Origin of the sequence: Hyphomonas adhaerens MHS-3, assembly GCF_000685235.1 — a bacterium.
Classification (GTDB): Bacteria; Pseudomonadota; Alphaproteobacteria; order Caulobacterales; family Hyphomonadaceae; genus Hyphomonas; species Hyphomonas adhaerens.
In genome coordinates this window covers 2,278,188-2,291,252 of record NZ_ARYH01000001.1, presented here as the reverse complement: position 1 = coordinate 2,291,252, position 13,065 = coordinate 2,278,188, and the positions used below count along the sequence as shown (strand labels likewise).

Genomic DNA, 13,065 nt, shown 5'->3' with positions numbered 1-13,065 from the left:
CAGATAATTGAACAATTTGCGACGCTTTCATTGCATGTCGGACGACAAGGCAATCTGTAACAGTTGCACGCAACTCCGCTGCCAAACACGGGTTGATAAAATGCCGCATCTGGTATGCAAACGGCATTTGCTCGGACCTGTCAGTTACCTCGAGACAGTCTCCGTTTTTCGCGGATAAGCGGATGTCAGGCAGCGATCTTCTCGCGCTACTCACGACATGCGAGCATAAGGCAAACCAACGAACAGAATGATTTCAGACAAAGACTTGGAATGACGGAAGGGTGATTTTGTCAGTTTCCTAAGCTAGATTCCAGGCTCACGCCCCTCAAGCACAGTTCCGCTGGCAACACCTAAGGCACAATCAATATGAATCTTATCCTTTCAGTGGCTATTGCGGTCACCCTGTTGACCTCGGCCCTGATAGTCATTCGCTTCAATCACCTGCACTTAGCCGGCACAGATCCCCAGCCTCTTGGCGCGTTCATGGCCATCCTTTTCACGTCCGGCCTTGATGTCGGGCTGATCATGTTCCCGTTGACGGAATTTCCAACCTACGAAGCGGAAGCCGAATACGGATTCACAAATGCGCTCGCGGTTGAGTTTGGCTTTTGGGGCTTTCTGGTCTGGGGGTTCTACTTCCTGACCACTTTTTACTTTTGTATTGTCGAACCGAAACTGAAACTGTTCGAGCTGCGCCCGATCAAACTGATCAATTCAGCGGTTGTCATTGCGACTTGCGCATTCACAGGCTTCCTGTTCCTGAGTTATCTGCCGAGCTATATTGTCGGGATCACACAGCCTGCCCGCTTTGGACTGGTTGCTTTGGTTGTTCTGGTGTCAGTCGTTTCAAGTACCGACATTCGCTATGTAAAATGGCTCAGCATAGGTTCCACGGCCCTGTTCCTGGGGCTTATTGGCCTGCTCTGGTTCGTCAGTGGAATAGGACCGGGTCCATTCCTCGCAAGCGCGGCCAATCTCCTCGGCTATTTTGAGCACCTAAACAGATTCACGTCTCCTATCTCCGACTATCACGCTTTTTACCTGTTCTGGTGGTTTGCCTGGAGCATCATGATCGGTCAGTTCGTTGCCCGGTTCGTTAGCGGATTGAAGGTCTGGCAGCTGCTGCTCGCATTGTTGATATTGCCTTCTATTCCGATCGCTTTGTGGTTTTCGCTGCTGTTCTACATCTACAACTCAGCGATCACTCTGGGCGTCCTGCCGCGCCTGTGCATGGTCATTGTCGGCGTGATCTTCGTAACCAATTCGCTGGATTCGCTAATCAGGCTTTATTCGGAAAACCTGAACATGACGGTGGCCCGCCTGACGGGTCCGGGATACATTGCAACACATTGGACCATGATCTTCGGCTTGATCCTCCTCTACCAATTCACCCCCCTTAAGATTGAATGGATTGGTCTCGTTGTGATCGGGATCTATTGCTGCATCTATGCACTGACGTTCCGGCGCAGAGCGCTGTTGAAGACTTCTTCCGTAGAAAGAGCTCCAATCAGATGAACAAGACATTCGACTACATCATTGTTGGCGCCGGGTCGGCCGGTTGCGTACTCGCTAACCGGCTATCGGCTGACGCCAATAATAGTGTGCTGTTGTTGGAGGCCGGGGGCAGCAACCGTAATCTCCTGATTGAGATGCCAACAGCGCTATCTTATCCAATGGCGTCAGACACTTTCAACTGGGGCTATTATTCCCAACCCGAACCAGGCATCGACAACCGGCAAATTTCCTGCCCACGCGGAAAAGGGCTAGGCGGCACGTCATCGATTAATGGCATGGTCTATGTACGTGGGCACTCCTGTGACTTCCAGGAATGGGTCGAAGCGGGCGCAACAGGCTGGGGATATACCGATTGTCTGCCCTATTTCAAACGCGCGGAGACTTGGCAGGGTGGTGAAGACGACTATCGCGGTGGCGCCGGACCGCTTGGCGTATCCGGCGGCAACAATATGAAGGGAAATCCGCTCTATCAGGCGTTCATCGATGCTGGCGTCGAAGCAGGATATCCGAGAACGGACGACTATAACGGATACCGCCAGGAAGGCTTTGGCCCGATGCACATGACCGTCCGTGGTGGCGTTCGTGAATCGACTTCGCGCGCCTATTTGCGACCGGTTCTGAAGCGCCAAAACCTGACGGTGATGAAACATGTTCTGGTCGACAAGGTCGTTTTCGACGGGAAACGTGCAGTCGGTGTCGTGGCGCAACACAAGGGCAAGGACATGATCTTGCGCGCCAACAAGGAAATCATCCTTTCGGCCGGGGCAATCGCCTCGCCGATGATACTACAACGTTCCGGCATTGGCCCGGAGGCAACGTTGCACGAAGCGGGCATCCAGCCTGTTCACACACTTCCGGGCGTCGGACAAAACCTGCAGGACCATCTCGAGGTCTACTTCCAATTCCATTGCAAGCAGCCAGTCAGCTTGAACACAAAGCTTGGGTTGTTTAGCAAGTTTCTGATTGGCGCGCGCTGGCTATTATTCAAGACCGGGCTTGGCGCCACGAACCATTTCGAATCCTGCGCGTTTATTCGTTCAGAAGCAGGACGCAAGTCACCGGACATTCAGTATCACTTCCTGCCGGCCGCAATGCGTTATGACGGCACTGCCTCAATCAAAGGGCACGGGTTCCAAGTTCACGTAGGTCCTAACAAGCCAAAAAGTCGCGGCAGCGTTACCATTTCATCTGCCGACCCCACTGCTGCACCACAGATAGTTTTCAACTATCTACAGCACCAAGACGATATCGCCGCCTGGCGCCGATGTATCCGACTGACCCGAGAGATCATCGCACAGCCTGCAATGGACATGTACCGTGGCGAGGAGATCCAACCCGGGAAGAACATCCAGTCTGATGAAGAGATCGACAGATGGGTCAGAGAGAATGTTGAGAGCGCCTACCACCCCTGCGGAACGTGCCGGATGGGCTCTGCAGAAGATGAAGGTGCCGTTGTCGACACGGAATGCCGTGTGAATGGGCTGGATGGGCTTCGCGTCGTCGATGCTTCGATTTTTCCAACCGTTCCTTACGGCAACATAAATGCCCCTACCATCATGGTCGCAGAGAAAGCCTCAGATATCATTCTTGGCAAGACGACTCTACCTCCAGAGAAGGTAGAGTCCTGGCTTCCCGAGAGCTGGGAAACGCATCAGCGTGACGGAACCCCCACAAGGGTGGTGTCACACTGATGCAAACCAGTCTCCGCTGTTCTCGGGTCAGTTGATCCTAAGCGACGAGAAGGTCGCTCCATCAACCAGGCTGAACGTCGATGAAGCGGCCACCGTCTTTAGCGAGCTGTTTGAGCGTTTCGCTCGGCGCAAAACGCTCATCTTCTGCGCCAAGACGCTCCATGGTGGCGAGCACCGCGTCTGCCCCGACCATGTCCCCATAGAGCATGGGTCCGCCCTTGTCTGATGGCCAGCCATAGCCATTGAGCCAGACAATATCGATATCGGAAGCCCGCTGCGCTTTCTTCTCCTTGAGAATCTTAAGCCCTTCATTGATCATCGGGTGAATACAGGTCGCGATAATTTCTTCCGGGCCAGGCGCAGATCCCGCTTTCACGCCCGTAATGTCAGCAATGATTTTTGCGGTCACCTCCGACGGAATCGGACGGCGGTTTTCATCATAATCATAATAGCCCGCACCGGTTTTCTGGCCACGCCGATCGAGTTCGCAAAGTGCATCGCGGATCGGGTTTGCCGTCTTCGCCCCCTTCTTCCAGCCGATATCCAGACCGGCAAGATCTGACATCTGATAAGGGCCCATCCGGAACCCGAACGCATTCAGGGCCGCATCGACATCCCAGGGCATTGCACCTTGGGCGACGAGCTTCTGCGCTTGTGCCTGGCGAGCAAACAGGATGCGGTTGCCCACAAATCCGGGGCAGACACCGACGAGCACTGCGATCTTGTTGATGGTCCTGGCCAGGTCCATGCAGGTTGCGATCACATCATCTGCCGTGTGATCTGTTCGAACGATTTCCAGCAGCTTCATCACATTGGCGGGGGAGAAGAAATGCAGTCCAATGACGTCTTCTGGCCGCTTGGTGACGCTGGCGATCTCGTTGATGTCCAATGCTGATGTATTGGTGGCAAGGATCGCACCCGGCTTCATAATCCGGTCCAGATCAGAGAATATTTTCTTCTTCAAGTCCATGTCTTCAAAGACAGCCTCGATGATGAGATCGCAGTCTGCAAAGTCTTCCATATTCAGCGTGCCGGTCAGGCAGGCCATACGCGCCTCGAGTTCGTCTTGCGGAAACCGTCCCTTGTCGGCGCTGCGTTGATAATGACCACGCACCACGCTGAGACCACGTTCAAGGGCTTCCTGCTTTTGCTCCAGTATCAGAACCGGGATGCCCACCGTGGCGAAGTTCATCGAGATCCCACCGCCCATCGTCCCGGCGCCGATGACACCGACTTTCTGAATTTTACGGCGTTGGGTATCTGCGGGAACGTCAGGCACAATCCAGGCATCGCGCCCCGCCTTCGCGATATAATCGGACACTTGCTCTGGTGTAATTGAAATAGCAGGCATTGGTTTGTCTTTCATTTGATGAACGCGGCCGTGCCGACGAGCGTTTAAGGAATGGTATTGCGCCACCCTACTATCTGAGCCTCGTATTATGGAAGCCCGGGTGTTGTCAGACAAACTTGAACCAGTCTCCGTTTTTCACAGACAAGCAGGCCTCAGGTAGCGATCAGCGCCAGCCTCCCGCAATACTGGCGCCTCGCGGTTCCGATTTCTTTCGTGGCGGCACGTTATGAGGGCGACGGTCCGGCACGACCACCAGTCGTCGCCGTAGCGGATCATGGCTTTTCTCAGGAATTTCAACGCGGAAGCCTTGCCTCAAGTCTTGGTCGCAAATGTCGATGCCAGAATCGACCGCCTCACGCCCAGCTCCTCTGACAATGCCAAACCATCAACTCAACATAATTGACTTCACTCACTTTTGAGTGAATATATCGCAAATGAGTTCGCGATCTGCTGACTCGCCTACCTCGCCGCCTGCGCTCGTTCTGGAAAACCGGGGCCCTCTTCCCCAAGCCAAAGCAAGGCCCCTTTTCGCACGGGAGACACCGCGCATCTTCGTACATTTAAGCCGCAGCAAGCGGCGCAAAAAAATTCCATATGGGAGGAAACAGTGACGGTCGAAAACGTTCAGTCCGCACAGACGGGTACGCCTGCACCGGAGCCGGCGACGGATCAACATCGAACAGCCTATTCGAGCGGGCCCTACCGCATTTATGTCCTTCTGGTCCTGACGATCGTTTATGTCCTCAATTTCGTGGACCGACAGCTGCTGGTGATCCTGCAGGAGCCGATCAAGGCTGAACTGAACCTGTCAGACACTCAACTCGGCCTGCTGACCGGGTTTGCCTTTGCGCTCTTCTACGTGATTTGCGGCATCCCGATTGCGCGGTGGGCTGACCGGGGCGTACGCCGCAACATTATTGCGCTTGCCCTGACGGTCTGGAGTGCGATGACCGCCATGTGCGGCCTTGCCGGCAACTACACGCACCTCCTGTTGGCCCGCGTCGGGGTCGGCGTCGGTGAAGCCGGCGGCAGCCCGCCGGCCCACTCCATGATCTCCGACATATTCAAGCCGAAGAACCGCGCCCTTGCACTGTCAGTCTATTCCATCGGCATCTATATCGGCATTCTGATCGGCTTTGCCGTCGGCAGCCATATTGCCGAGATATTCAGCTGGCGCCTCGCTTTCTTCGTGGTTGGCATGCCCGGCGTGGTGATCGCGCTGATCGTACGATTGACGGTCCGCGAACCAGCGCGAGGCTGGTCCGAGGGAGCCGAAAAAACGACCCTCCCTGCCCCACCGGCCCTCGATGTGGCCCGCCTTCTTTGGACTCGGGTTTCCTTCCGGCATATCGCCATGGCCGCCAGCCTTCAGGCCTTCCTCATCTATGGCATCGGCAACTGGTTCCCCTCCTACTTCCTGCGCAATTTCGAGCTCAGCCTCGGCACGGTCGGCACCTGGATGGCGCTTACGAACGGCATCGGCGGCGCGCTGGGATCCTTCTTTGGCGGCTGGATGGCCGACAAGTTCGGGGCACGTGATGTCCGCTGGTATCTCTGGATACCGGGCATCCTCACCTTCCTGATCGCACCCGTCCTGCTCGTCGCGCTGACGTCGGGCTCCGTTCTTGTCGCCCTGATCCTGACGGCTCCATTTCACTTTCTGAGTGCCGCCTATCTGGGTTCGATCATTGCCGTCTCGCATAGCCTGGTCAACGCGCGGATGCGGGCCCTGACGTCAGCCATTCTCTTCTTCATCCTGAACCTGATTGGCCTCGGCCTCGGACCGCTGATCGTTGGCACACTCAGCGACATTTTCACGAACTCCGGCGTCACTTCCCCGCTCGGAACAGCCATGCTGATCTGCGGTGTGATCGGAGCGCTTTGGGCTTGCCTGCACTATGTGCTCGCCGCAAAAAGTATCAGAGCAGACATTGAGAGGCTGGAGCTGTGAGGAAGAAAACGAACGCCCGCATCCTGTATCGCCGATCGCTTTTGCTTGGTTCCGCCATGCTGATGACATCGGCCTGCCAGTCAGCGATCAGTTCCGCGCCCGCAGACATGCCGTCCGCCCCCCTGACAGTCGCCGACACGCCGAGTGACGCACAGGCGCCTGATGGCCAGTTCATTTCATGGCGGGAGCATACGGTCGACGATGAGCAGGTAAATGGCGGGCTGCCGATCCGTGGCGGTGACGGGCTCGCCATGGCAGACCTCGACGGCGACGGCTACCTCGACATCGTGTCGGTTCACGAGGATTCGAACCATTTGCGCATCGCCTTTGGAACAGGCGATCCGGACACCTGGGTGAACATCACTGTCGCGGAGGGCGCAGAGGTCGGCGCTATCGAAGATATTGCCATCGGTGACATCGATGGCGATGGCTGGCTCGATCTCGTCGCGGCATGCGAAGAGGCCCACCTGCTCTACATCCAAAACCCCGGCAAGGATTTCCGCACGGCAAAGTGGGAGCGCATCATTCCGGAGATTACGGAGGGACGCGGCTCGTGGCTGCGTGTCTTCATCACGGATATGGATGGGGACGGACGCCAGGATGTACTTGCCGCCAATAAAGGCACGTCGGACATCCTCGACCCAAGCCATCCAAGCGCGGCGCATCCGACCTCCCTGTTCCGCATCCATGGAGACCCGCTGCAACAGGCCAGCTGGCAGGAACAGGCCCTGTCATGGGAAGTCGTTCCCAATACAGCGATGCCGGTAGATATCGACAATGATGGTGACCCGGACGTGCTGGTCGCGGCGCGCCAGATGATGGAAATGGCGATGCTTGAAAACACCGGAGCCGAGCCAGATGGGAAGGTTGCGGTCACTGCCCATCCTATCGCGATCAGGGCGGGCTTTCCCGTTCCGCCTGACTGGACCGCTACGTCCAACGCGTTTCAGTCCGTCTTCGCAGACCTTGATGGCGATGGACGCAAAGACCTGATCGTATCTGTTCACGAGACATCGCCCGAGCAATCCGGAAATCCGATGATCAGCGGGCTGGGCTGGCTTAAGCAGCCGGAGAGTCTGGATCTGCCGTGGACCTTTTTCAGGATCGGCAACACGCTCCCGGATCTCATTGCCGGCATTGCGATGGCTGACATTGATGGGGACGGCGACCTTGATGCGATCACCGGCGGATATTCCGGTCTCAACATCCTCGCCGGCGCCTATTCAGGCGCCTCCCGTGCCGAGGACAGCCCTGGTGTAACGGCGAGCTCCTCGGTGGGGCGCATTACCTGGTTCGAGAACCCGGGCGATGCGCGTAAGGACTCGAAAAGACACGATATTTCCCGGCGCGTGCGGGGGATGTATGACGGATTTATCCCGCTGGATATGGACGGCGACGGCGACGTTGATCTTGTCTCGACGCGTGGGAACAGCGGGACCTATGACGGTGTGTTCTGGCTGGAGCAGCTGCGCACGCCAGCGCCGCAAAAGGCCTTCACGCCGGCCCGCAGCGAGGACAGCCGTGCGCTGCCGCTGCCTCCCGAAAACTGGCGTGATCATTACGATACCGGGATCACCTACACCGCGCCGAACAAGGCCGAGCACGAATAGGCTTTGTTACTCCGCCTGCTCCCCTGCGGCACCGCCCAGGGGACGGGCTCCCAAGCCGATATTCAGGAACCAGGGCTCGCCGGCCGACTTACGCTGGGCGACCAATTGCTCGTGCAATTCGAACATTCCGGGGATGGGATCGGTGCGACTTGCGAGGGTCTGACCAATATCAAGGTATGACTGATCCTGACCATAGGGTGACCATACCGGACCATAAGCGCTCTCCGGCCGACCTGTTGCGGCGAAGGATGTCCAGTAGTCCAGCAGCGCGTCGGAGATGCCCCGATCCTCTTCCCCATCCGGAACCGGCCAGTTCGGCGGCAGGCTTTCCGGAGCCAGATTACCGAACACGAACGGCACCTCGCTCGCATGGAAGGCACAGAGATCCTCGGCCTCTGCAGCCGGGTAGCAGTAATCGAACACGTACATGAAGGCCGGCTGCCCTGCCGCAGTTTCCTTCCGGACGATCCGTTCAGCCGACCAGCCATAGATCGCGTCGCGCAGTGTGGCGAGGATCGACCCCTGCACATCATCGGCGGGATAGATGTCGAGGAACGCCTCCGCCATATCGCCATACCGCGCGGTGATTTCCGCTTCGTAGGCTTCAGGAGATTCCGGTGGACGCGGCGCGAAGGCACGCTGGGCGCGGACTTCCCCACTGTTGAATCCGGCAAGGACGGGCACTTTCGCGAAGCGGCCCGCGTCGAAGGCGTCGATGATCTGCAGCGGCAGCACCTTGCCGTCGATCGTGCCCTGCGGCGCAAACCCCGCCCGGTTCGTCAGGTCCTGCGCGTCCATGGCGCGCGCAGCCTCCAGCGTGTCGACGCCGAGCTTTGCAAAGACTGACGCCCCGATGGCTTCCGCCGATGGCAGACCGTAGGCCGCCGTTTTCAGCTTAGGGAAATTCCGGGAATTGGGGCTCTCGATGATCGCCTTGTGGAACAGGCCGTCGGCTTCCGGGCTGGTCAGGAGGTAAGAAACGCTGAGCGCGCCCGCCGACTCCCCCATGATGGTCACGTTGGACGGATCACCACCGAACGCCTCGATATTGTCCCGGACCCATTTCAGCGCCGCGATCTGGTCCCGCAGGCCGTAATTGCCGGACACCCCGTCTGGCGCCTCAGCGCTCAGGTCTGCATGGGCCAGATAGCCCAACGCCCCCAGGCGATAGTTGATCGAAACAAACACGGCACCACGCCGCGCAAATTCGGCGCCGTCATACATCGGCTCAGCGCTGCTCCCGATCCGCAGGGATCCGCCATGGATCCAGACGATGACCGGTGCCGTCTCCGCACCGGTGCGGGCCCATACATTCAATGTAAGGCAATCCTCAGAGGAGTCCGCAGGCGGATCGTAATAGAGGCTGGTTTCGGGAACAGGTGGCTGAATACAGGCCGGGCCGAAAACCGACGCATCGCGAACATCTTTCCAGGACGGGGCCGGTCCCGGCGCTTTCCATCGTGCGTCTCCCACCGGAGGCGCCGCATAAGGGATGGCGCGGTACACATCGAGGTTACCTTCGCGTTCCCCCGCCAGCCTGCCCTGCTGGAGGTCGACCACCGGCCGTGTCGACACATCAGGCCTCGGATTGCTGCAGGCAGACAGAGCGGTGGCTGCAAAGGCCAGAAGGAGACTCCGGAACCGGGTTTGCGAAGCCATAGTCATTCTCCTCAGCCGCCGGCGACTTCCAGAGTACTGTAAATACCGCGCAAGCGCTGCTTGTCGATCTTCCCGGTCGGCGCCAGGGGGATCTCGTTCAGCCGGACGATGTCGTCAGGAATCCACCAGGACGGCACCTGCCCTTTAAGAGGTTCCAGCAGCGCCTCATCGCTCAGGTCGCTTCCATTGCGGAACTCCACAAGAAGCAGAGGCCGCTCCCCCCATTTCTCATCCGGCTGGCCAATAACGGCTGCAAGCGCGACTTCCGGCAAGCCGGACACCAGCGTTTCGATCTCGGTGGGATTGATCCACTCACCGCCGGACTTGATCAGGTCCTTGGCACGGCCGGTAATGAAAAGCTGGCCATCTTCATTCAGGCGGGCAAGGTCGCCGGTCGGGAACCAGCCGTTTTGTGATGCCGGCTCCGTCTGGCCGAAATAGCGATCAACGACAGATGTGCCCCGGACCCAGAGGTGCCCTTCATGGCTCCTCTGCTCTTCCAGCGGGTTTCCTGTGCTGTCAGCGAGCATGAGATCAATGCCGATCGCCGGCCGGCCTGCCGTATCCGGCGAACGCGCATCCCCCGGTGGGGCGGCGGTCCCGAGTGGAGACAATTCCGTCATGCCCCATGTCGTCTGCACACAGATTCCGCGGTCTTCGATCCGCTTCATCAGGGCGGGATGCATCGGGGCACCCCCGACCATCACGCTCTTCAACGAGGGAAGCTCCAGCCCGGCCTCATCGGCATAGTCGAACACGCCCAACCACACGGTTGGAACCCCGACGGCGATTGTGACCCCTTCCTCCACGATCAGGTGGGCGAGCCTCTCGCCGTCTGTATGTCGCCCGGGAAAAACCAGCTTCGCGCCGGTCGCCGGCGCCGAAAATGGAAGCCCCCATGCGCTGGCATGGAACATCGGAACAACCGGCAGCACGACATCATGAGATGTCATTCCCGAGACATCCGCCTGCAGCTGGCGCAACGTATGCAGGAAGTTTCCCCGGTGCGTGTAAGTGACGCCCTTGGGGTCACCCGTCGTGCCCGAAGTGAAGCAGAGGCCGCAGGGCGTCGTTTCCGGAAACGCCCCCCAGGGCAGGTCTTCATAGTCGTCCGTGAGCAGCTCTTCCAGGTACTGCGCTGACGGCAGGGCGTCCAGATTCACAGAGTCCGCCTGTTCCGGATCAAGTACCAGAATTTTCCGGATGCCTTTCGCCTGCTCCACCACTTGCGAAGCAAGAGGCGAAAGGTCTGCGCTGACGAACAGGATTTCCGCCTCGGACTGGCCGAGCATCCAGGCGATTTGCTCCGCGGTCAGGCGTGGGTTGAGCGTATGGCAGACCGCGCCCATCCCCATGATGCCATACCAGCATTCCATATGGGCCTGCGTGTTCCAGCACAGCGTCGCCACCCGGTCTCCCTGTGACACGCCAAGTTTCCTGAGCAGCGCAGTGACGCGCTTGGCGCGGTCCCGAAGCCCCACATAATTGATACGGCTCGTGCTGCCATCGGCGTATGCCGTCACGACCTCCTTCCCGGAATGCCATTTGGCACCATGGTCGAGAAGCTTGTCGAGGGTCAGCGCATAATCCTGTATCGAACCGTCGATCATTCGCATGCAGCTTCCTTTGGTGGTAGAGGGGGAGAGAGAATGCCGACATTCCAGTTCCAGGGAACATTACCCGCGGCGCGGCGGCGGCAGACCACTTCTTCATGTAAGTCGAAACGTTCACGGGCGAGCAGGTCCCAGGTCTTCGGCTGTTCGGCGAATACCATTCCGGTGCCCGTATTGCCATAGGCGGGCCATTCCGGAGCGCCGTCGGCAACCGGCTGGCCATCCCGCGCGAAGCTCGCCCAATATTGCATCATGTCTTCCGACAGCGCCCGCTCTTCCTCGGTGTCCGGGATCTCCGGCCATGGCGCGACAGCTTTCTTCATGGTTCCGAAAACGTAAGGGATCTCGGAGGCGTGGAAGGCGCGCAGGCCGAGCCGGTCGGCCGCCGGATAGCTGTGGTCGAACAGGTAGAAGAAGGAGGGATGTCCGTATGCGGTCTGAGACGCGGCAAGGCGCTCTGCAGTCCATCCGTACATGGCATCACGCGTGGCGGCCAGCATGCTCGCCTCCAGATTATCGGACGGATAAATCTCCAGGTAGCGGTCGGATAGTTCGCCATAGCCATTCCGGATCGCTGCCTCATAGGCCTCGGTATTCTTCGGGATGGGCGGCAGGAGGAAACGGAGGGAGCGGATTTCACCTTCATTGAAACCCGCCAGAACCGGCACAGGGGCCTGCTCGCCCTTGTCGAAGACCTCAACCATCTGGCCGGTCTCATACACCCCGTCGATCACAGGAAAAGGAAAGTAGCCAGCCTTGCGGGACAGGTTGACCAGCTTGTCAGCAGACATCGCGCGGAGGGCGTCGACGTCTTCAGCGCCCATTTTCCGGGCCAGCGCTTCACCGGTCGCTTCAGCGGACGGCAGGCCGTTCCTCTGTTCCTTCAGCGATGCCATCGTCACCATATAGGCGCTTTCCGCAATCGCCTTGTCGAACAGGCCTTTTGCTTTGGGAGAAGTCATCAGCATGACGACGCTGAGGGCGCCGGCCGACTCTCCGGCCACCGTAACATTGTCGGCATCACCGCCGAAGGCAGAGATGTTCCGCTTGACCCATTCCAGCGCCAGAATCTGGTCCATCAGGCCATAATTGCCCGAGATGCCCTGCTCGGACTCGGCGCTCAGACCCGGATGAGCGAGATAGCCAAGCACGCCGAGACGGTAGTTGATCGTGACGACCACAAGCCCCTGCTCGCGCGCCATCCGGGCGCCATCATACATGTCGAGGCTGCCTGCCCCCGTGGTCAGCGATCCGCCATGTATCCAGACAAAGACCGGGGCGTTCTCCGCATTTTCCGGCGTCCAGACATTGAGACTGAGACAGTCTTCATCGACTGCGCCAAGCTCGGTCGCATAGATATTCCCCGGCAGGGACGCCGGTTGCGGACAGGCCGGCCCGAACGCGAGGGCGTCCCGTTCACCTTCCCAGTCGGGAACCGCTTGCGGCGGCATCCACCGACGCGCACCTTCAGGCGGCAAAGCGTAGGGGATGCCGCGATAGACCGCGACATCCCCCATGTTCTGCCCACGGATTGCGCCCGCGGGCGTGTCCGTCACAATTTCGCCAACCGGCTTTCCGGCCTGTTCCGTTGCGCATCCCACCACCAGCAGCGGCATGCACACAAGAACGAGCAGAGCAATCACACCAGGCTTCGGCATCATCTGCCACCTGCCGG

8 protein-coding genes are annotated in these 13,065 nt (G+C 58.8%); 4 read left to right on the top strand and 4 right to left on the bottom strand.

Translation table 11 applies throughout. The features are described from left to right. The first annotated feature begins 366 nt into the window (after positions 1-366). Positions 367-1,515 (top strand): BCCT family transporter, encoded by a 1,149-nt coding sequence (locus HAD_RS11080; protein WP_035571038.1) that lies wholly within the window; start codon positions 367-369, stop codon positions 1,513-1,515. Further along, positions 1,512-3,206 (top strand): choline dehydrogenase, encoded by a 1,695-nt coding sequence (gene betA / locus HAD_RS11075; RefSeq protein ID WP_035571037.1) that lies wholly within the window; start codon positions 1,512-1,514, stop codon positions 3,204-3,206. Before HAD_RS11080 ends, betA begins: the two co-directional genes overlap by 4 nt. Before the next feature lie 61 nt (positions 3,207-3,267). Here the strand turns inward: betA and HAD_RS11070 are convergent, their stop codons facing one another. After that, positions 3,268-4,671, bottom strand: coding sequence for a 3-hydroxyacyl-CoA dehydrogenase (locus tag HAD_RS11070; protein WP_206741261.1), 1,404 nt, complete (start codon positions 4,669-4,671; stop codon positions 3,268-3,270). A 493-nt stretch (positions 4,672-5,164) separates the two neighbouring features. Between HAD_RS11070 and HAD_RS11065 the strand changes: the two genes are divergently transcribed. Together HAD_RS11065 and HAD_RS11060 are read left to right on the top strand one after the other, a co-directional pair. Beyond that, complete coding sequence (locus tag HAD_RS11065; protein ID WP_035571034.1) at positions 5,165-6,508, top strand: spinster family MFS transporter; 1,344 nt, start codon at positions 5,165-5,167, stop codon at positions 6,506-6,508. After that, positions 6,505-8,118, top strand: coding sequence for an FG-GAP repeat domain-containing protein (locus HAD_RS11060; protein ID WP_206741260.1), 1,614 nt, complete (start codon positions 6,505-6,507; stop codon positions 8,116-8,118). Before HAD_RS11065 ends, HAD_RS11060 begins: the two co-directional genes overlap by 4 nt. A 6-nt stretch (positions 8,119-8,124) precedes the next feature. On the opposite strand, the gene HAD_RS11055 is transcribed toward HAD_RS11060, so the two are convergent. The 3 genes from HAD_RS11055 to HAD_RS11045 are packed head-to-tail and all read right to left on the bottom strand — an operon-like array spanning position 8,125 to position 13,048. Beyond that, positions 8,125-9,777 carry a carboxylesterase/lipase family protein gene (locus tag HAD_RS11055; RefSeq protein WP_035571032.1) on the bottom strand — a complete coding sequence of 551 codons (1,653 nt, stop codon included), beginning with the start codon at positions 9,775-9,777 and terminating at the stop codon, positions 8,125-8,127. Positions 9,778-9,788: 11 nt separating this feature from the next. Then, positions 9,789-11,387, bottom strand: a complete 1,599-nt coding sequence (locus tag HAD_RS11050; RefSeq protein ID WP_035571031.1) for a long-chain-fatty-acid--CoA ligase — start codon at positions 11,385-11,387, stop codon at positions 9,789-9,791. After that, positions 11,384-13,048 carry a carboxylesterase/lipase family protein gene (locus tag HAD_RS11045; protein ID WP_035572133.1) on the bottom strand — a complete coding sequence of 555 codons (1,665 nt, stop codon included), beginning with the start codon at positions 13,046-13,048 and terminating at the stop codon, positions 11,384-11,386. The genes HAD_RS11050 and HAD_RS11045 overlap by 4 nt, the downstream gene beginning before the upstream one ends. Positions 13,049-13,065: the final 17 nt, after the last annotated feature.

Bases quoted from the DNA above. Each gene is read 5' to 3' on its own strand.
- HAD_RS11080 (WP_035571038.1), top strand. From the start codon at position 367: ATGAATCTTATCCTTTCAGTGGCTATTGCGGTCACCCTGTTGACCTCG.
- betA (WP_035571037.1), top strand. From the start codon at position 1,512: ATGAACAAGACATTCGACTACATCATTGTTGGCGCCGGGTCGGCCGGT.
- HAD_RS11055 (WP_035571032.1), bottom strand. From the start codon at position 9,777: ATGGCTTCGCAAACCCGGTTCCGGAGTCTCCTTCTGGCCTTTGCAGCC.
- HAD_RS11050 (WP_035571031.1), bottom strand. From the start codon at position 11,387: ATGATCGACGGTTCGATACAGGATTATGCGCTGACCCTCGACAAGCTT.
- HAD_RS11045 (WP_035572133.1), bottom strand. From the start codon at position 13,048: ATGCCGAAGCCTGGTGTGATTGCTCTGCTCGTTCTTGTGTGCATGCCG.